The organism is Acidovorax sp. CCYZU-2555 (assembly GCF_018413525.1).
Classification (GTDB): Bacteria; Pseudomonadota; Gammaproteobacteria; order Burkholderiales; family Burkholderiaceae_C; genus Comamonas.
In genome coordinates this window covers 1-20,386 of the sequence record NZ_JAHCDD010000016.1, presented here as the reverse complement: position 1 = coordinate 20,386, position 20,386 = coordinate 1, and the positions used below count along the sequence as shown (strand labels likewise).

At 65.0% G+C, this 20,386-nt stretch carries 15 protein-coding genes; 5 read left to right on the top strand and 10 right to left on the bottom strand.

Translation table 11 applies throughout. The annotated features are described in order from the left end of the window. The first annotated feature begins 78 nt into the window (after window positions 1-78). Window positions 79-1,680 carry a DUF4384 domain-containing protein gene (locus KHY18_RS07845; RefSeq protein ID WP_213297463.1) on the top strand — a complete coding sequence of 534 codons (1,602 nt, stop codon included), beginning with the start codon at window positions 79-81 and terminating at the stop codon, window positions 1,678-1,680. Then, window positions 1,680-2,915, top strand: a complete 1,236-nt coding sequence (locus tag KHY18_RS07840; RefSeq protein WP_213297449.1) for a tetratricopeptide repeat protein — start codon at window positions 1,680-1,682, stop codon at window positions 2,913-2,915. Before KHY18_RS07845 ends, KHY18_RS07840 begins: the two co-directional genes overlap by 1 nt. 53 nt (window positions 2,916-2,968) lie before the next feature. Here KHY18_RS07840 and KHY18_RS07835 read toward each other — a convergent pair whose 3' ends face one another. After that, window positions 2,969-5,320 (bottom strand): Tex family protein, encoded by a 2,352-nt coding sequence (locus KHY18_RS07835; protein WP_213297441.1) that lies wholly within the window; start codon window positions 5,318-5,320, stop codon window positions 2,969-2,971. 287 nt (window positions 5,321-5,607) lie between these two features. Between KHY18_RS07835 and KHY18_RS07830 the strand changes: the two genes are divergently transcribed. After that, entirely contained in the window at window positions 5,608-6,060 is a 453-nt protein-coding gene (locus tag KHY18_RS07830; RefSeq protein ID WP_213297439.1) for a type III secretion system chaperone, read from the top strand. 11 nt (window positions 6,061-6,071) lie between these two features. Next, on the top strand, window positions 6,072-6,689 hold the full coding sequence (locus KHY18_RS07825) for a hypothetical protein (protein ID WP_213297431.1): 618 nt from the start codon (window positions 6,072-6,074) through the stop codon (window positions 6,687-6,689). A gap of 148 nt (window positions 6,690-6,837) precedes the next feature. On the opposite strand, the gene KHY18_RS07820 is transcribed toward KHY18_RS07825, so the two are convergent. Next, complete coding sequence (locus KHY18_RS07820) at window positions 6,838-7,851, bottom strand: papain-like cysteine protease family protein (RefSeq protein WP_213297428.1); 1,014 nt, start codon at window positions 7,849-7,851, stop codon at window positions 6,838-6,840. Between the two features lie 131 nt (window positions 7,852-7,982). Between KHY18_RS07820 and KHY18_RS07815 the strand changes: the two genes are divergently transcribed. Beyond that, window positions 7,983-9,065 (top strand): DUF72 domain-containing protein, encoded by a 1,083-nt coding sequence (locus tag KHY18_RS07815; RefSeq protein WP_213297424.1) that lies wholly within the window; start codon window positions 7,983-7,985, stop codon window positions 9,063-9,065. Here KHY18_RS07815 and KHY18_RS07810 read toward each other — a convergent pair. The 8 genes from KHY18_RS07810 to KHY18_RS07775 all read right to left on the bottom strand — a co-directional run bounded on the left by KHY18_RS07810 (window position 9,055) and on the right by KHY18_RS07775 (window position 20,235). Next, window positions 9,055-10,542, bottom strand: a complete 1,488-nt coding sequence (locus KHY18_RS07810; protein ID WP_213297421.1) for an efflux transporter outer membrane subunit — start codon at window positions 10,540-10,542, stop codon at window positions 9,055-9,057. The two genes, KHY18_RS07815 and KHY18_RS07810, sit on opposite strands and share 11 nt — an antisense overlap. Beyond that, the gene (locus KHY18_RS07805; protein ID WP_213297418.1) at window positions 10,539-13,715 is read right to left on the bottom strand and encodes an efflux RND transporter permease subunit; all 3,177 of its coding nucleotides are present in this window, start codon (window positions 13,713-13,715) and stop codon (window positions 10,539-10,541) included. Before KHY18_RS07805 ends, KHY18_RS07810 begins: the two co-directional genes overlap by 4 nt. 14 nt (window positions 13,716-13,729) lie before the next feature. Continuing rightward, window positions 13,730-15,070: an efflux RND transporter periplasmic adaptor subunit gene (locus tag KHY18_RS07800; RefSeq protein ID WP_349630259.1), complete on the bottom strand. Its 1,341-nt coding sequence runs from the start codon at window positions 15,068-15,070 to the stop codon at window positions 13,730-13,732. 309 nt (window positions 15,071-15,379) lie between these two features. Further along, entirely contained in the window at window positions 15,380-16,291 is a 912-nt protein-coding gene (locus KHY18_RS07795; protein WP_213297415.1) for an SDR family oxidoreductase, read from the bottom strand. A 9-nt stretch (window positions 16,292-16,300) separates the two neighbouring features. Further along, the gene (locus KHY18_RS07790; RefSeq protein WP_213297407.1) at window positions 16,301-17,317 is read right to left on the bottom strand and encodes an NADP-dependent oxidoreductase; all 1,017 of its coding nucleotides are present in this window, start codon (window positions 17,315-17,317) and stop codon (window positions 16,301-16,303) included. A gap of 76 nt (window positions 17,318-17,393) precedes the next feature. Then, entirely contained in the window at window positions 17,394-17,795 is a 402-nt protein-coding gene (locus tag KHY18_RS07785) for a PaaI family thioesterase (protein WP_213297404.1), read from the bottom strand. A 106-nt stretch (window positions 17,796-17,901) separates the two neighbouring features. Further along, complete coding sequence (locus KHY18_RS07780) at window positions 17,902-18,693, bottom strand: SDR family oxidoreductase (protein ID WP_213297397.1); 792 nt, start codon at window positions 18,691-18,693, stop codon at window positions 17,902-17,904. 117 nt (window positions 18,694-18,810) lie between these two features. Then, the gene (locus KHY18_RS07775) at window positions 18,811-20,235 is read right to left on the bottom strand and encodes an MFS transporter (protein ID WP_249728984.1); all 1,425 of its coding nucleotides are present in this window, start codon (window positions 20,233-20,235) and stop codon (window positions 18,811-18,813) included. Between the last annotated feature and the right edge of the window lie 151 nt (window positions 20,236-20,386).

Sequence of the window (20,386 nt, the reverse complement as noted above, 5' to 3'; positions counted from 1 at the left end):
GCGAGGGAGTTGCTGGCTGCAAAGCCGGTGTCTGGGAGCAGGGCCGGCAAACGATGGCACTTCGCCGCGCTGGCCGCCATGATGCTGGCCAGCGGCTGCGGCCAGCTGGATGCGCGACGCGACATCGGAGTGCACTCGCAGGCCACGGTTCTGAACCGGCCCGTGGTGCGGCCGGTGCGTTCCATTTCCAGCTTCTCGGAGTCGCTCAATTGCATGGATCATATGCTGCGCGCGGCCGAGTTGCCGACCACGCTGATCAGCAGCAAGCAGTTTCCGGATTTCTCCGGCAAGGTGCCTGTGGCAGTCAAGGACATGGTGGTGACGTCGCTGTCGCAGATGTCCCATCTGAGCAATGCGTTTCGCTACGTCGACTATGAAGTCGACATCGCTCGCCAGGACACGGTGCAGAACCTGACGACGATCCTGCTCAACAACAACCAGATGCAGCTGCAGCGCCCCGCACTCTATGTGTCGGGCGCGATTGCCTTTGTCGACCAGAACGTCACCAGCCAGCGCAAGAGCGCCGGCGTCTCCAGCGACCGCGTGGACGCGGGCTACAGCGCCAGCAACTCCGCCACCGTCGTGGCCCTGGAAGTGCATCTGGGCGACTTCCGCACGCGCACCATCATTCCCGGCCTCGACTCCGCCAATGAGGTGGTCATAGGCGGCGCCGGACAAGGCCTCGATCTGGCCGGCCGCATCGGCACCTACGGCGTGCGCTTCAATGTCGGGCGCGACTACGCCATGGGCACGGGTGGCGCACTGCGCACCCTGGTCGATCTGGCCATGATCGAGCTGGTGGGCAAGTGGGCACGCGTTCCTTACTGGCAATGCCTGATGCTGAACCAGACCAACCCCAATTTTCAGCGCCAGATGCGCGACTGGTACAACGAAAGCGGCACTTCAGGCCAGCTGCGGCTGGTACGCTCCTCGCTCATCAGCCGCGGGTATCTGTCCAGCGATCAAAGCGACCTGGGCGCCAACCACCCCGTCATGCGCCAGGCCACTGCGCGCTTCCAGGCCGACACCGGCTTGATCGTGACCGGCATCATCGACTTTTCCACCTATGAATTCGCGCTGCGCAACTTCGTGGCCCTGGATGACAACGGGGCGCTTACCCGGATAGGCTGGGACAACAGCGGGCCATCGACCAGCCGCGTGACCGTCCCCGCCACCGCCGCTGTCGCTCCGTGGTTCATCAACATGCAACTGGAGAACCCACAACCCGCGGGCCTGCGCCCGGCGTTCAGCGAAGGCGACCAGATCTTCCTTTCCGCCACCGTCTCCAGGGCATCGCATCTCTACTGCTATTACGTCGATGCGGCGGGAACGGCGACGCGCCTGCTGCCCAATGCGTTGCAGACCAACACGCTGGTGGCGGCCGATCAGGCCATACGCATTCCCGACTGGATGGGCGCCAATCCAGGCTTCATCCTGGATGCGGGCAAGCCAGGCACGGAGAGCGCGCTGTGCATTGCCACGAATGAGGATGCCATGCCCAAGCTGCCGCCCGAACTGCAGGGTCCGGCATTGACTGCCGTCAAGGACTTGCAAGGCGCGCCGGGCTTGCGCCAGCGCTTCCTGGATGCAATGGGCCCGCAAGGCTCGGTGGCACAGGTGATACGCTGGAACGTGGTCGGCCGCAAGGCCGCTGGCCCCGCCGAAAACGAGGCCAAGTGATGCGCCAAGCCCTGCACAGGAGCCGCTGGCCCGTGGTGATCGAAGCCCTAGGCCTGGGCATGCTGATCACCACCGTGCCCGTGGCGGCGCGTGCCCGCGTCACCCAGGTGGCCCAGCTGGAGATGGCTGCCCCCGTACCGCAGCGCATGGAGCGTGCGCGGGTCAATGCTTCAAGCATTGCACCCTTGGATGCCGAGGTGCATCCCATCGAGGCCCCTCCGGTGGTGCAAAGGCCGGCCATGAACGCCGCGCCGGTGGCCGCGGGCCCGCTGCTGCCACGCGACTCCCGTGACAAGGCGCTGGACCGCGAATTGCAGCAGCTGCAGCGCGCCGCGGCGCCCGCCAGCGGCTACGGCTCCACGGCGGTGGCCGCGCAGGCCGCATGGCAGCTGGGACTGATACACCTGCATGGCGCCGGCGTGCGCATAGACCGGCCGCTGGCCCTGCAGTGGTTTGAACGCTCCGCCCGGCAAGGCCGCGAACCCTGGGCTTTCGCCGGTCTGGCCTGGTGTGCGATCGATGGCTGCGCCGGCCCGCGCGATCCCGCCACCGCCACACGCGCCATTCAGCGCCTGCGCGCGGCGCATCCCGGGCGCGCGGATTACCTGGCCTGGCTGCAAGCCGCGCAACGCCAACCGCTGCAGATCGCCACGCCAGGCCAGACAGGCAACGCCGCCACGCCCATACCTGAATCCCAGTTGCTCGAGCGTGCCGCTGCGGCCGGGGACATTCCCGCCAACATCGAACTGGGCATCATCGCCTTCAGCAACCGGCAACAGCCTCAGGCAGACGCCTACTTTCGCCGCGTGGCCTCGCGCTCCCCTTTTGCCGCCCATAACCTGAAGGAGTTGAAGGCGCATTCACCTTCCATGTCGGCGCCGGTGATGCCCGCCGCGAGCGGCACCGCTCAGGCGGCGCTCAGCATGGCGCGCATGTACCACCGGGGCCAGGGCGTGCCGGCGAACTTTGCGGAGGCCGTGCGCTTTTACCGGCTCGCCGAACAACGCGGCAGCCCCGAGGCGCACAAGATGGTGGAGCTGATCTTTTCCCGGCCCATGCCCGATGGCAGCCTGAACGTCGCCTGGATGCAGCAACTGGCCAATGCCGATCTCAGCCACCCCGGCGTCACCATGGCCTCGGGCGTCAATACACCGCAAATGCTGCGCCAACCCACCCCGCTGTTCGATCTTCTGGGTTCGTTCTGGCAGCAGCAATTGCAGCAAATTGCGCAATGAGGCGGCCCGTACTGGCGCATCGCACGGCGCGCGCGATGCCCAGCGGTTGAAGACTACTTGCGCCCAGGCTGGAGCTTGGCGAACGCCGAAGCCATGGCGTTCTGCGCGACCGGCTCGTTGCGCCGCGGCGCAGGCGCATAGCCGCGGCCCGCGCCTTCGAAGCGGTTGTCGCGCGGGCCGTCGCGGCGCGCGGGCGCGGCGTCGAGCTTCATGGTGAGGCTGATGCGCTTGCGCGCCACGTCGACTTCCAGCACCTTGACTTTGACGATCTGGCCGGTCTTGACGACTTCGCGCGCGTCGGTGATGTACTTGTGGCTCATCTGGCTCACATGCACCAGACCGTCCTGGTGCACGCCCAGATCGACGAAGGCGCCGAACTGGGCGACGTTGCTCACGGTGCCTTCAAGCGTCATGCCTTCCTTGAGGTCCTTGATGTCGTCGACGCCGTCGTTGAAGCGCGCGACGACGAAGTCGGGCCGCGGATCGCGCCCCGGCTTTTCAAGTTCGCCCAGGATGTCGCGCACGGTGATCACGCCGAACTGCGCATTCGCGAACAGCTCGGGCTTGAGCGTCTTGAGCATGTCGGCGCGGCCCATCAGTTCGGCCACGGGCTTGCCGGTGGTGGCGATGATGCTTTCGACCACGGGATAGGTTTCGGGGTGCACGCCGGTCATGTCGAGCGGGTTGTCGCCGCCGCGGATGCGCAGAAAGCCCGCGCTCTGCTCGAAGGTCTTGGCGCCCAGGCCGCTGACTTCCATCAGCTGCTTGCGGCTCTTGAAGCTGCCGTTGGCATCGCGCCAGCGCACCACCGACTTGGCGACGCTGCCCGACAGGCCCGAGACGCGCGCCAACAGCGGCGCGCTCGCGGTGTTCAGGTCTACGCCCACGGAGTTCACGCAGTCTTCGACCACGGTGTCGAGCGTGCGCGCGAGTTCGCTCTGGTTCACGTCGTGCTGGTACTGGCCCACGCCTATGCTCTTGGGGTCGATCTTCACGAGTTCGGCCAGCGGGTCCTGCAGGCGCCGCGCAATGCTGGCCGCGCCACGCAGGCTCACGTCGACATCGGGCATTTCCTGCGACGCGAATTCGCTGGCCGAATACACGGACGCGCCGGCCTCGCTGACCACGACTTTCTGGATGCTGCGCTCGGCCTGGGCCAGCAGCTTGATCAGTTCGCCCGCGAGCTTGTCGGTTTCACGGCTGGCCGTACCGTTGCCGATGGCGATCAGGTTCACGCCATGCTTTTCGCCGAGCTTGGCCAGCGTGTGCAGCGCGCCGTCCCAATCCTTGCGCGGCTCGTGCGGAAACACGGTGGCGGTATCGACCAGCTTGCCGTTGGCATCGACCACAGCCACCTTGACGCCGGTGCGAATGCCGGGATCGAGGCCCATGACGGTGCGCGCGCCCGCGGGCGCGGCCAGCAGCAGATCGCGCAGGTTGTCGCCGAACACCTTGATCGCGACTTTCTCGGCGTCTTCGCGCAGGCGCGAGAACAGGTCGCGCTCGGTCGACAGGCTCAGCTTCACGCGCCAGGTCCAGGCCACGCACTTGCGCAGCAGGTCGTCGGCCGCGCGCTTGGCATGGCTCCAGCCCAGGTGCAGCGCAATGCGGCCTTCGGCCAGACTCGGTTGGCCGGGCTCGGGCTCGACCGGCAGCACCAGCTTGGCTTCGAGGATTTCGAGCGCCCGGCCGCGGAACACCGCCAGCGCGCGGTGCGAAGGCACGCGGCCTATGGGTTCGTCGTACTCAAAATAGTCGCGAAACTTCGCGACTTCGGGGTCGTTCTCGTTCTTCGCGTCGACCTTCTTGCTGCGCAGCAGGCCTTCGTCCCAGAGCCATTCGCGCAGCGACTGCACCAGCACCGCATCTTCGGCCCAGCGTTCGGAAAGAATGTCGCGCACGCCGTCGAGCACGGCCAGCGTGTGGGAGAAATCGGGGCCGGGCTTGCCGTCGTCGAGCAGCGTCGCGGGGCGGCAATAGGCCTGGGCTTCGGCGTGCGGGTCCAGCGTGGGGTCGGCAAACAGCTTGTCGGCCAGGGGTTCTATGCCGAACTCCTTGGCGATCTGGCCCTTGGTGCGGCGCTTCTGCTTGAACGGCAGATAGATGTCTTCGAGTTCCTGCTTGGTCGGCGCGGCGGCGATGGCCAGGCGCAGCGCATCGGTGAGCTTGCCCTGCTCGTCGATGTTCTTGAGCACCGACACGCGCCGGTCTTCGAGTTCGCGCAGATAGGACAGCCGGGCTTCGAGTTCGCGCAACTGCACGTCGTCGAGTCCGCCCGTGACCTCCTTGCGGTAGCGGGCGATGAAGGGCACGGTGGCTCCGGAGTCCAGCAATTCGACGGCCGCGGTGACCTGTTGCTGGCTGACTTTGATTTCTGCGGCAATTTGCCCGATGATTTTTTGCATGCGGTACTCGCCCCACGGCGATGGATCAAGGTAAGCCTGCCAGTGTGCCATAGGCGGGAAGACTCACATGAGAGCGATGAACCAGCAGCGCACACACCTTTTTCCGCGTGTTTGCGTCATTGATCACCCGCAAGGCTGGCGAGACTTTTCGCAGCCCTGTTGTCCATATTGCGCAGCGGCCGCCGCCCTGTGGCAACCGGAACTTTTGATATCTGCGGGTTACACAGCAAAAGGGCCTATTCATCTTCCGGCCTCTGCCGGGCACACACTTTCAGAGAGGAATTCCAATGCACAAAGATATCAATCGCCTATTGACTGATTTTGGAAATTACCTCGGACTGGAATCTCTCGCACTGGACGAGAACGACTATTGTTGCCTGACTTTCGACGATATATATTTGAATATCGAAGCTGTGGGAGAAGGATCCGCTGTGCTTATCTATAGTAGCCTGGGGGTCGTGCCGGAGGACGCGGGGGCCGAAGTCTACAAGCGATTGCTTGAAGCCAATTATTTCTTCCACAAGACGTCTGGAGGAACCATCGGCCTCGAAGCCGGCACCGGACTGGTTGCCATGACCCAGCTGGTGGATACAGCGAACATGGAGCTATCCGATTGGGAAGCCGTTGTGAAAGGCTTTGTGGATTCTGCCGAAGCCTGCACCGAACTATTCAATGCAGTGCCGGGCTCGGCCCAGCCAATGGCTACCCCTCCAAGCTTCGACCATACCACCCTTGCATGAATGGATATGCCATGAGCGACATTTCACGTATCTCCACATCGCTTACTCCCAATTTAAGCATGTCAAAGGCGCTGTTCGGCAGCGAAAAAAGTGAAGAGTCCGCGAAAAACAACGGCAAAGAAAGGATCAATGCAAATAATTTGTTCAAGGGCAGGTCGACGGCGTTGGTTTTTCCTTTCCCGCCAAAAAACATGGGAGAACTACTGAAAGCAGCGCTTCAATCCGCCATCAGTCATTTACTGAAGCGAGGTGTTTTTTCCAATGCCATCAAAAATGCAGCTGACTTCCTCAAAAGCGATAAGCCATTAAAAGCCAGAGACGCAAGCGTTACCCCCCGCCCCCCGGGAAGCTGGCATGAACTCAAAACCATGCAATTCGAGCTTGCGAGGCTGAAAGACGGATTGAATTTCATTCATGAACAAAACCGCATCAACTTCAATAAATCCACAAGAGACATCAGCGATACTGATTCGATTGCCGCGCTGAAAGTGGGTTACCCCAAGGAAGCCGAATTGAAGGCCAAGGTAGAAGAACAGGAGAAGAAAGTGGCCGACTTCGAAAAACGTCTGAGCGGACAAAAGCATGTGCCGGACTACCCTGTCAGGCCACAAGCTCCCGCCAGACCATAGCCAGCGCAAGCCAGCGGCTTCGATTGCCCTGGAATGCGCCTGCGCCGGATGAATGCCTGATGCCCGTGCGGCTGCCCAAGGTTGCTACGCCAACCGCCGCAGGAATTCCCCATGGACCTGAGCGATTTTTCTCAAGACCTCATTCTGATCATTTCATGCTGGAAAAATCTTCCGGAGCCTTGAGCCAGCTGTTTCCAATAGAAATGATGCTCGTGAGAGCTAAAACGCCCAATCTATCGATGATTCCGGGCGAGAAATCCGCATCCTTGCTTTGCCCGAATCCGCTCAAAGACTCTTCGGTCGAAATATTCTTTTTTTCAAACTGCATCAATGGCGATTGGTGGGATTCTTGATCCCAATCCAGATGCGCATTGAACTCCTCCAGACTGGTAGATCGATTACCAAGCAATGGACAATACACATCGATGCGACCGAACAGCGCGTTGACGCCATGCACGACGATGTAGTGCCCTTCCAACTCGCAGAGCAAAGGCCCTTTCTGTAAACTTTCCTGAATTTGCTCGCAAGTGTAGGCCTTCACTCCTCCCGCAAATAAAGGCCTGGCGATCAATCCATTGTCCAGAAACTGGTCGAGCAACTCGTCCTTGGTATTTCCTTCGAAAATTGCACGCGAGTTGGTGGCAGGATCATAATCGATGCCATGGTAGGCCAGAATCATATTCCTGCAGGCTTCCCCGCATGCGTTGGCTCGCTCCTGCTTCATTCCTTTTAAATCCACATGCACCGTGGAATCTTCAAATATTCTTCTTTCCATCGCGTCCGAAAAATCAGGATGATTCATCAGCTCGGAAAAAATCATATCCCTAAGCGAAGAAAGACTGACGCCATCAATCTCCGTGCTTTCCCCTCCAGAGCACTCATGCAAGCGCACGCCTCCATGAGGCACGTCGGATATTTCATATTTCTGGCCGTTGAGCATCAATTGAACCGGAATTTCCGGAAAATCGGGATCCCATTTGATAATTGCCTTGCCCAGGTCAAGAAGATCATTTTTCATGTCTGATGCAGCGCTTTGCTTGTAGGCACCATAGATCCCCAGCGAGATGACGTTGAGTATCTTTCCCAAGGTTTTCCCCAAGGGCTTCAACAGGCTTTCGCCGGACACCTGGTTGGAGCCAATGGCGGTCAACGTCTGTTGCAATGATGAGATACTCATATTTTTCGACTTTTGAAATGAATGTCAGGAGTTCCCGCAACGGCGGCCGCAGCTCAACCCCACAGCACAACATGCCATGGTTTTTGTGACATCGTTTTACAAACCGTTCCAATTCCATGCAAAACGATCTATTTGAAGAAGCGCTGCCGCCTGAAGACGATGGCCCTGAAAAGCCTGGCACTGCGCCGCGCGCTGCGCGCAACACGGGCGTTCAGCCCGCCCCCAGGCCGGCAGTCATGGACGAGATGGCCGGCGCCCTGCCCCCGCTGCTGCACATGGGCGCGTCCACCTGGTCCTACCCCGGCTGGGAAGGCCTGGTCTGGGACGGCGCCTATGACGCCAGCGTGCTCGCCAAGAAGGGCCTCACGGCCTATGCCCAGCACCCTTTGCTGCGCACGATCTGCGTGGACCGCAGTTTCTGGCGCCCGCTCACGGTGAGCCAGTACGCCACCTATGCGGGCCAGGCGCCCGCGGATTTCCGCTTTGTCGTCAAATGCCCGTCCGTGATCACCGACGCGCTGGTGCGCGCCGAAGACGGCCGCGGGCGCGAAGCCAACCCCGCGTTTCTGGACCCCACGCTGGCCGCGACGGCCTTCGTGCAACCCACGCTCGAAGGCCTGGGCGCCCAGCTGGGCGTGCTGGTGTTCCAGCTCAGCCCCCTGTCATGGGACTGGATGACGCGGCCGACGGAGCTGTTCGCGCGCCTGCAGGCATTGCTGGCCAGCGTGCAATCACAACTCACGCAGCACCCCGAAGTGATCGTCGCCGTCGAAGTGCGCGACCCCGAACTGCTGGTGCCGGCTTTCGCCGACGTGCTGCGCGCGACCGGCACCACGTTCTGCCTGGGGTTGCACGGCAAGATGCCGCCCATCGAAATCCAGTTGGATTTGCTGCGCACGCTGTGGCCGGGGCCCCTGGTCTGCCGCTGGAATCTGAACCGGCGTTTTGGCGCCTATGGCTATGAAGATGCGCAGAAAGCGCACGCACCGTTCAGCGAAATTCGCTCGCCCGATCCGCACACGCGCGCGCTGCTGGCGCGCACCATCGCGGGCATCACGGGCCGGGGCCAGCGCGCCTATGTCACCGTGAGCAACGACGCCGAAGGCTGCGCGCCGCGCTCGATTGCGCTGCTGGCCGAAGCGGTGCTGCAGGCCGCCGCCGACGACCGGCAGCGGCGCGCCGCACGCCTCAGCGGCTGATGGGCGCGGCGGCCGCGGCCGCGGCCACCACGGGCACGGGCTCGCCACCCAGCACCTTGACCAGCGTCACGCGGTTGAGCTGCTCCTGCAGCTGCAGCGTGATCAGCGTCTGCTGCGCGGCGTAGAGGCTGCGCTGCGCGTCAAGCACCGCCAGATAGTTGTCGACGCCCGACTTGAAGCGTGCTTCCGACAGATCGAAGGCCTTTTGCGTCGAAGCCACGAGCGAGGTCTGGGCGGACAGCCGTTCGCTCCACTGCGCGCGGTCGGCGAGCGCATCGGCGGTTTCGCGGAACGCGGTCTGCACGGCTTTTTCGTATTGCGCCAGCGCCACCTGTTCATTGGCCTGCGCCACGGCGATGTTCGCGCGGTTGCGCCCGCCGTCGAAGATAGGCAGACGCACCAGCGGCACAAAGCTCCAGGTGCTGTTGCCGCTGCCGAACAGACCCGAGAGCTCGTCGCTGCCCGTGCCCACCGCGGCCGTGAGGCTGATGGTCGGGAACAGCGCGGCGCGCGCGGCGCCGATATTGGCGTTCATCGCGCGCAACTGGTATTCGGCAGAGCGCACGTCGGGGCGCGCCAGCAGCACGCTGGACGGCAAGGGCACGGGCAAAGGCAGCAGCGCCGCCGCGGACGTGGCGGCCGACAGCTGAAGCGGCGCCGGCATGGCCGTTTCGGGCAGCGGGCCGCCGGTCAGCAGCTGCAACAGATTGCGATCGCGCACCACCTGGCTCGCAAAGCTGGCCACGTCGGCGCGCGCGGCGTCGACCGTGGTGCGGTTCTGTTCAAGCACCAGACCCGAAGTCGAGCCCAACTCATACATGCGCTCGGTCAGCTTGAACGACTGGCGGCGCGCGGCCAGCGTCTGCTCGGCGAGCGTGAGCCGCGCCTGATCGGCGGCCAGCGTGAGCCAGGCATTGGCGACGTCGGCGAGCAGTGTCAATTGCACATTGCGCTGGTTTTCGCCCGACTGCAGAAAAGCCTGCAGCGCGGCTTCGTTGAGGTTGCGCACCCGGCCCCACAGATCGAGCTCGTAGCTGGTCATGCCCAGCTGCGCCGTGTACTGGCTGACCACGGCCGAGCGGCCGGTGCTCGCCAGATCGGCCGCCGTGCGGCTGCGGCTGCCCTGGCCGTTGGCGTTGAGCGTGGGCAGCAGATCGGCCTCGGCGATGCCGTACTGCGCGCGCGCCTTGTCGATATTGGCCAGCGCCACGCGCAGGTCGCGGTTGTTGGCCAGCGCCAGTGCCAGCGCTTCGCGCAGACCCGGCGACTGCACCCAGGCCAGGGCCTGGGCGGCGTCCAGGCTTGCGGCCGTGGCATTTACCGGCGCCGCGGCCGTGCCGACTTCGGCGGGCACCATGCCCGTGGGCGTGGTGTATTTCGGCGCGAGGTTCATGCAGCCGGTCATTGCCGCGGCCGCCAGGGCCACGGCAAAGACCAGGCCGTGCAGTCGGTAGGCGCTCTTGTTTTGAATGGTCATGCCACGCCCTTTGCGTTGCTGTCATCGGTACTCGCCGCCGGCGCCGCGCTCTTGGGACGCGAGGCAAACCAGCTGCGCACCAGCAGGAAAAACACCGGCACGAAGAAAATGCCGAGCACCGTCGAAAACACCGTGCCGCCGAGCACGGCCGTGCCTATGGCCTGACGGCCGCCAGCGCCCGCGCCCGTGCCTATGGCCAGCGGCAGCACGCCGAAGCCGAAGGCCAGCGACGTCATCAGAATGGGGCGCAGCCGCAGACGCACGGCCTCGACCGTGGCGTCGCGCAGACTTCGGCCCTGCTCCTGCAGCTGGGTCGCGAACTCGACGATCAAAATCGCGTTCTTTGACGCCAGCCCCACGGTGGTCAACAGCCCCACCTGGAAGTACACGTCGTTGTTCATGCCGCGCAGACCCGTGAAGATCAGCGCGCCGACCACGCCCAGCGGCACGGCCAGGATCACGGCCAGCGGCACGGTCCAGCTTTCATAAAGCGCGGCCAGGCACAGGAACACGAACAGCACGGAGATGGCGTACAGCAGCGGTGCCTGCGCGCCCGACAGCCGCTCCTGGTACGAAGCGCCGGTCCATTCGTAGCCAATGCCCACGGGCATCTGTTCCATCATGCGTTCGATCGCGTCCATCGCCGCGCCCGAGCTCACGCCTGGCGCGGCGTCGCCGACGAATTCGAAGCTGGGGCTGCCGTTGTAGCGCATCAGCTGCGGCGAGCCGTAGGTCCAGCTGGTCGAAGAGAACGCCGAGAACGGCACCATCTCGCCCTTGTCGTTGCGCACGGTCCACTGGCCTATGTCCTGGGGCAGCATGCGGTAAGGCGCGTCGCCCTGCACATAGACGCGCTTGACGCGGCCGTTGTTCAGGAAGTCGTTGACGTAGGTTCCGCCCATGGCGCTGGACAGCACGCTGTTGATGTTGGCCGTGCTCACGCCCAGCGCCGCGGCCTTGCGGTCGTCTATGGTCACGCCCAATTGCGAGGTGTCGTCCAGATTGTTGGTGCGCAGGTTCTGAATCGTGGATTCGCCTGGAGCCAGCGCCAGCAGCTTGTCGCGCGCGGCGACGAGCGCCTCATGGCCCATGCCGTTCAGGTCCTTGAGCTGGAAGTTGAAGCCGGCGTTCGCGCCCAGGCCGCGCACCGCGGGCGGCAGCATCACGAAGATGCGCGCATCGCGCAGGCGGCGCAGGTCCCTGGTGGCCTTGCGGGCGATCGCATCCGCGGACTGGTCCTTGCCCGGGCGCTCGGCCCAGCTCTTGAGCCGCACGAAGCCGCGCGCCGACGCCTGGTCGCCGCCCAGACCGGTAATGGAGTTGAAGCTCACGATATCGGGCTGCTCGGCGAAATACTGCTGCACTTCGGCGATCACCGCCTGCAGGCGCGCGTTGGTGCTGCCCGAAGGCAGCGTGATCTGCACCTGCATGTAGCCCTGGTCCTCGACCGGCAGGAACGAGGTCGGCAGCTTGGTGAACAGGAAGGCCGTGCCCGCGCAGATCAGCAGAAACACCAGCGCCATGCGCTTGCTGCGCTGCAGCAATCCGCCCACCGTGCTTTGCGCCTTGTGGGAGCTGTAGTCGAAGCCTTTGTTGAAAGCGCGGAAGAACCGGTCCATGCCGCCGCGCAGGCCGGGGCGCGGCGGGCCGTCATGGTGGCCATGGCCTTTTTCCACCGGTTTGAGCAGCGTCGCGCACAGCGCGGGCGTGAGCGTCAGCGCGACGAACACCGACAGCACCATGGCCGAAACGATGGTGATCGAGAACTGGCGATAGATCACGCCCGTGGAGCCGCCGAAGAAGGCCATGGGAATGAACACCGCCGACAGCGTCAGCGTGATGCCGACCAGCGCCGGCGTGATTTCGGCCATCGACTTGCGCGTCGCCTCCTTGGGCGACAGGCCCTCCTCGCTCATCACGCGCTCCACGTTTTCGACGACCACGATGGCGTCATCGACCAGCAGGCCGATCGCCAGCACCAGGCCGAACATCGTCAACGTGTTGATCGAGAAGCCCGCGACCGACAGCACGCCGAACGTGCCCAGCAGCACCACGGGCACGGCGATCGCCGGGATCAGCGTGGCACGCAGGTTCTGCAGGAACAGGAACATCACCACGACCACCAGCAGCATGGCCTCGAACAAGGCCTTGACCACTTCCTCGATCGAGGCGCGCACGAACGGCGTCGAGTCGGAGCTGATGAACGGCTTGAGGTCGTTGGGGAAGAACGGCTGCATTTCGGCGAGCTTGGCGTTCACGGCCTCGGACACGGCCGTGGCGTTCGCGCCGTCGGCCAGCACGATGCCCATGCCCGCGCCGGGACGGCCGTTCAGGCGCGACGTGATGCTCAGGTTGTCGGCGCCGAGTTCCACGCGCGCCACGTCCTTGAGCAGCACAATGGCGCCGTCGGCCGACGACTTCAGCAGGATGGACTCGAATTCCTGCACGGTCTTGAGCTTGGTGCGCGCGGTGATGGTCGCATTGAGCTGCTGGTCATTGACGGCCGGCAGCGCACCGAGCTGGCCTGCCGAGACCTGGGCGTTCTGGTTGTTGAGCGCGGCGATCACGTCCGAAGGCATGAGCGCAAACTTCTGCAGCTTGGCCGGGTCCATCCAGATGCGCATCGCATAGCCGGTGCCGAAGATCTGGATATCGCCCACGCCGTCGACGCGGCCGATCACATCGACCACGTTGCTTGTCAGGTAGTCGCCGATGTCGACCTGGCTCACGTTCGGGTCGGGCGAAGTGAAGCTATAGGTCGTCAGATAGTCGTTGCCGCCCTTGTTGACGAACACGCCGCGGCTCTTGACGGCCTCGGGCAGACGGTTCATCGCCGACTGCAGCTTGTTCTGCACCTGCACCTGCGCCACGTCGATGTTGGTGCCGGGGCTGAAAGTGAGCGTGGTGCGCGAACGGCCCGACTGGTCGCTGACCGAGTCCATGTACAGCAGGTTGTCGATGCCCTTGAGCTGCTGTTCGATCAGCTGCGTGACCGAGTTCTCGACGGTTTCGGCCGATGCGCCGGTATAGGTGGCGGTGATGGTCACGCGCGGCGGCGCGATGTCGGGATACTGCTCCAGCGGCAGCGTGGAGATCGACAGCGCGCCCGCAAGCATGATGACGATGGAGATGACCCAGGCAAAAATGGGCCGGTCGATGAAGAACTGTGCCATGGTGTGCGGCTCTCTCAGGGCTTGGCCGCTGGGGCGGAAGCCGGCGCGGCGCTTGCCGGCGCGCCGCTGGCCGGCGCTGCATCGGCGGCGGGCTTGCCGTTGGCCTGCGCCGCCCGGTCAGCGGCGACCTTGGCCTTGGCGCTCAGGTCGACTTCCTGGGGATCCACCGCGTCACCGACCTTGATGCGCTGAAAGCCGTCGACGATGATTTTCTCGCCCGCCGTCAGGCCCGATGTGACCATCCAGCGGCTGCCGATGGCGCGGTCGATTTCAATCGGCCGGCGCTGCACCTTGGTTTCGGCGTCGACGACCAGCACGCTGGCCTTGCCCGCGATGTCGCGCGTCACGGCCTGCTGGGGAACGAGCAAGGCCTCGGGCGCCACGCCCGTGGGCAGCAGCGCCTGCACATACATGCCCGGCAGCAGCACGCCTTCGGGGTTGGGCACCACCGCGCGCAGCGTCACCACGCCGGTGCTGGGGTTCACGATCACGCCCGCGAACTGGAGTTTGCCGGTCTGTCCGTAAAGACGCCCGTCTTCGAGCCTGAGCTGGACCGCGAGCGCATCGCGCTCGAGCTTCTGAAAGCGGCCGTCCTGGATATCGCGCTTGAGCTGCAGCAGTTCGGTGCTCGACTGCGTGAAATCCACATACATCGGGTCGAGCTGAACGATGGTCGTCAGCGCATCGACCTGGTTGGCCGTGACCAGCGCGCCCGGAGTGACCGTCGACAGACTGGTCTGGCCGCTGATCGGCGCCTGGATGCTGCTGTAGCGCAGGTTGATGCGCGCGTTCTCCAGCGCGGCCTGGGCCGCGGCCACATCGGCGGCCGACTGCGCCACCGCAGCCTGGCTTTCCTCGTTGGCCTGGCGGCTGATCGCGTCGATCTTCACGAGTTCGGCATTGCGCGCCGCCGTCGCCTGCAGCGTGCGCTGGCTCGCGCGCACCTTGGCGAGGGCCGCTTCGGCGCTGGCCTGGGTCGCGCGCAGCGAAGCGGAGTCGATCTGGTAGAGCGGCTGGCCGGCCTTGACGCTCGCGCCTTCGGTGAACAAGCGCTTTTGCACGATGCCCGACACCTGCGGCCGGACTTCGGCCGTCAGCGAAGCGCGCGTGCGGCCCGGCAGACTGGCATCGAGCTGCTGGCTCTGGGCCTTGAGCGTGACCACGCCCACCTTGGTCGGCACCTTGGCGGCCGGAGCTTCCTTGGCCTTGGGCGAGCAGCCCGCCGCGACGACCACCACCGCCGCAGCCACCACCGCCATGCGCCAATCCGTGCCGTGCTTGCCGCTGCCGGGCCTATGAGATGACCAATAGGATTGCAGGCGCTCGCGCAGGGATGGGGACAGTGCAGACGTCATGGATTGGAACTCGAGGGGTGGAAGGCGAGCACCATTGTGCAAGCCTAATATTTATCTTTTGTAAAGCCCGCCGCGCGCACGCCGAGCGCGCGGGCGATGGGCACCGCACAGCCGCGAAACGGTCCATGGCAAGCCTGAGAATCATGCCACCATGTAGCGCCTTGTTACATGGGCATTCCTATGGTTTGGGCGCGGTCGCCACATTTTTTTCCGCCTTTTTTTGCCCATATGCGCAAAAAATGCCAGGAATGAAAAACCCATGAAAAAAGGCCGTGGAGACGGCCTTTGGTGTTGTTGCAGCTCGAAAGTTCAGCCGGGCTCGGCCCGCAAGGCCGCGCGCAGGCTTGCGCCCAGTTCGGGCTTGTGCGCAAACGGATCGGAGGGGTTGCGCCCCTGCACCACATCTTCCATGCGTGCCTGCACCGCGCCCAGCGCCTGGGGATGGCTGTAGATGTAGAACTGATTGGCGGCCACGGCGTCGAACACTTTCTGCGCGACTTCGGCGGCCGAGACCTTGCCCGACGACACGGCCTTGTCGGTCATCGCCTGGCCTATCTTCTGGCTCGCGGTCTGCACAGTGTTGGCCTTGCCTTCGGGCCGGTTGCGCTCGCTCTGGCTGATGCCCGTGGCGACGAAGTACGGGCACAGCAGGCTCGCACCGATCTGGTCGGTGACCAGCGACAGGTCCTGGTACAGCGTCTCGGTCAGGCTCACCACGGCATGCTTGCTCACGTTGTAGATGCCCATGTTGGGCGGCGTGAGCAGGCCGGCCATGCTGGCCGTGTTGACGATATGGCCGCGGTAGGCAGGATCGTCCTGCGCGGCCGCGAGCATCATGGGCGTGAACAGGCGCACGCCATGGATCACGCCCCAGACATTGACGCCCAGCACCCACTCCCAGTCAGCGACAGAATTTTCCCAGACCAGGCCGCCCGCGCCCACGCCCGCGTTGTTGAACACCAGGTGCGGCGCGCCAAAGTGCTCCTGCACGCTGCGCGCCAGCACCTCCATCTGCATGCGGTTGGAAACGTCGACGCGCTGGGTCAGCACCTGCGCACCGGCGGCGCGCAGTTCCTCGGCCGCGGCTTCGAGCGCTTCCTTTTGCACGTCGACCAGCACCAGGTTCATTCCCAGGCGCGCGCCGATGCGCGCGCATTCGAGGCCGAAGCCCGACCCGGCGCCGGTCAGCACCGCGGTCTTGCCTTGAAAATCTTCAATCATGGCGGCCTTTCAGACGAGCTTCACCAGCTGCTTGCCGAAGTTCTTGCCCTTGAGCAGACCCAGAAATGCCGCGGGCGCGGCCGCCAGGCCCTGGGCCACGGTTTCGCGCGGGCGCAGCTTGCCGGTGCCCACCAGCGTGCCCAGTTCCTTGAGCGCGTCGGGCCAGACTTCCATGTGCTCGCTGACGATGAAGCCTTCGATCTTCAGGCGGTTGATCAGGATCAGCGCCGGGTTCTGCAGCGGCAGCGGCGCGCCGTCATAGCCCGCGATCATGCCGCAGACCGCGACGCGCGCGAACGCATTGGTGCGCAGCAGCACGGCGTCGAGAATGTAGCCGCCCACGTTCTCGAAGTAGCCGTCGATGCCGTCGGGACAGGCTTCCTTGAGCGCGCGCGCCATCGCCTTGACGTCGGCGTTCTCGCGGTAGTCGATGCAGACATCGAAGCCGAGTTCCTCGGTCGCATAGCGGCACTTGTCGGGCCCGCCCGCGATGCCCACCACGCGGCAGCCGCGCGCCTTGGCCAGCGCCGCGAAGGCACTGCCCACCGCGCCCGTGGCCGCGCTCACCACCACTGTCTCGCCGGCCTTGGGCGCAATGATCTTCACCAGGCCGTAGTAAGCCGTCACGCCGGGCATGCCGACCGCGCCCAGGTAATGCGACAGCGGCACATGGGTGGTGTCGACCTTGCGCAGCAGGCCGGGCGCATTGCCGTCGACCACGCTGTATTGTTGCCAGCCGCCCATGCCCACGACCTGATCGCCGACGGCAAACTTGGGATTGCGGCTCTCGACCACCTCGCCCACGGTGCCGCCAATCATCACTTCGCCCAGCGGCTGGCTGGCCGCATAGCTCTTGCTGTCGTTCATGCGCCCGCGCATGTACGGGTCCAGGCTCAGGTAATGGTGGCGCACCAGCACCTCGCCGTCCTGCAGCGCCGGCACGTCGGTCTGCACCAGCCGGAAGTTGCTTTCCACGGCTTCGCCCTGGGGGCGGTTATCGAGAAGAATTTGCTGATTCTGGGTCATGTGATTTCTCCTTGTGATCATTGCAATGCCATCGAAAGCCGGGTGAGACAGGCGACATGCGCAGGCCGCGACCGACTCAGCCCGGCTTGACCGGATCGCGGTGCTTGAGCTTGAACGTGCCCGAGGCCTTGCAGCACATCAGGCCCTGGGCGTCATAGACCGCGCCTTCGACATAGGCCATGCCGCCATGCGTCTTGTGCAGCAGCTGTCCCTTGGCCACCAGCGCGCCGCGCGCGGGCAGCATGAACGAGGTCTTCATTTCTATCGTCACGCCGCCGGTGTTCGGCACCACGCTGCAGGCGGCCTGGGCCATCGTGACGTCGAGCAGCGCCATCAACGCGCCGCCGTGGGTCACGCCAAACGAGTTCAGGTGCTCTGAACGCGGCGTGTAATGCAGCTCGGACTCGCCGTCGGCGCGCTTGTGCAGCGTAAAACCCAACTCGCTCACAAAAGGAATATCTGCTTCAAAACTCAACACCGGATCGGCCTTTCTTGATTCGGGGCAGCACCCGCCCGCCAGGGGCCGGACGCTGAGCGCGCCGCGGCAGCGCTATTGTCAGGGCGAAACAGGCCCCGACCGGGCGCTATCCGCCAGTGACCACGCTCACGCCGCCGTCGACCGCCATCCACTGGCCGGTGATGTGCTTGCCCGCGTCCGAGGCATAGAGCAGCGTGATGCCCTTGAGGTCTTCGTCGTCGCCCAGGCGGCGCAGCGGCGCGTGGCTGGCCATCTTTTCCTCGCCCAGCGTCTCGATCAGCACCGTGGCCATCTTGGTCTTGAAGAAGCCCGGGCAGATCGCGTTCACATTGATGCCGTGCACGCCCCACTCCGCGGCCAGCGCACGCGTGAAGTTGATCACCGCGCCCTTGGACGTGTTGTAGGCAATGGTCTTCATCTCGATGGGATTGCCGGCCAGGCCCGCGATCGACGCGATGTTGATGATGCGCCCCGTGCGGCGCGCAATCATGCTGCGCTTGGCGATCTCGCGGCTCAGCAGGAAGTAGCCGCGCACGTTCAGGTTCATCACCTTGTCCCAGGCCGCGGTCGGGTGGTCTTCGGCGGCCGCGCCCCAGCTCGCGCCGGCGTTGTTGACCAGGATGTCGACATCGCCCACGCGCTGCAGCGTTTCGTCGACCAGGCGCAGGATGTCTTCCTCGCGCGCGCAATCGGCCGCGATCCAGCGCGCATCGATGCCGTCGGCCTGCAATACGGCGACGGCCTCCTCGAGGTCGGCCGCCTTGCGTGAGCTCAGCACGATCTTCGCGCCGGCTTCGCCCAGCGCCTGCGCCATCTGCAGGCCCAGCCCCCGCGAGCCTCCGGTCACCAGCGCCGTCTTGCCGCCGAGATCAAACAGTTGTTGCACTTTACGCGTCATCTCGCTGTCTCCTGTGATGGTAGTTATTGGCCGGCCGCAGGGCCGCTGGAGCATTGTGCGCGGGCGCCGGCGCGCCCCATGTCGCCAGCGTGTCGCAGCCGCGGCACGGGCCGGGGATCAGGGCCGGGGCTGGCGAATGCGCAGGCTGCTGCAGACGCCGGCCACCGCCGCGAAGCCGCCCGCGCCGACCAGCGCCACCATTTCGGCCGTGCCGTCATGGCCGGGCCACAGCGCGAACAGCGTGGCGAGAATGACCGCGCCCATGGTCTGGCCCGTGAGCCGCGCCGTGCCCAGCATCGCGCTGCCCGCGCCGCTGCGCAGCACCGGCGTCGAGCGCACGATGGTGTGGTTGTTGGGCGACTGGAACAACGCAAAGCCCGCGCCGCACAGCGCCATGCGCCAGATGACATCGAGATCGGATGGCTGCACCGGCAGCAGCGCGAGCAGCCACAGCCCGGCCGCGAACACCGCCATGCCCAGGCCGCCGAGCAGGCCGTCTGGATAGCGGCCTATCATCCAGCCGGCCATCGGCGCCACCGTGACGATGGCCAGCGGCCAGGCCGTGAGCAGCAGCCCGGCCTGCAGCGCGCTGCGGCCGTAGGTTTCGAGCAGCAGGAAAGGCAGGGCCAGAAAGGCCAGCGTCTGGGCGCAAAAGGCGTTCACCGACGACGCCATCGACAGCGCGAACACCGGAATGCGCAACAGGTCGACAGGAAACAGCGGCCGCGGCTTGCGGCTCTGGCGCACCAGATGCCAGGCGCCGATCAGCAGGCCCGCGCCCAGCATGAGCGCGCCCATCAGCATGGAGCCGGTCTGGTCCTTGCGCGCCACGCCCAGCGCGTCGGCGCCGAGGAACACCAGCGCGAACATCGCCATGTTGAGCACCAGGTCCAGCGTGGAAAAAGCCTTCACGCCGGGCTCGGCGACCAGGCGCGGCGTTTCGGGCAAGGACTTGCGCCCCAGCCACAGCGTCAGCAGGCCCAGCGGTACATTGGGTGCGAGCAGCCAGGGCCACGAGCCTGCGGACAGAATGGCCGCGGCCACCGTCGGCCCGGCCACCGAAGCGCTGGCCACCACCGCCGAGTTGAGCGCCAGGCCGCGGCCCAACTGGGCGCGCGGAAAAATGAAGCGTACCAGGGCGGCGTTCACGCTCAGCACGCCGGCCGCGCCCAGGCCTTGCAGCGCACGCGCCGCGATCAGCGCGCCCAGCGACGGCGCGAAGATCGCGCCCAGCGAGGCCAGCGCGAACAGCCCCATGCCCCACAGATACACGCTGCGATAGCCTATGCGCTCGCCCACCGCCGCCAGCGGCAGCAGCATCACCAGCGTGGCGATCTGGTAGGCGTTGACCACCCAGATGGTGTGCGAGGCATCGGCCTGGAACGCGCGCGCGATCGCGGGCAGCGCCAGATTGAGCAGGCTGCTGTCGAGCACCACCACCGCCAGGCCCAGCAGAATCACCAGCATCGCGCGCGCGCGCCGCCCTGCGGGCAGGCCGTCTGCGCCAGGCTCTCTTGCCAAAGGCTGATCTGTTGCCGTCATCGGCGGTGACTTCTCGACTGACTCTTGCATTGCGCTTTCCTGGCTGGCTCGATCGCGGCCCGTGGCCGACTGCGCAATGGTAGTGGCTCACGGACCAGACCATGAGGATACGGCGCAGGCCGCAGCGCCGCGGCGCCGCGGCATCTTGATC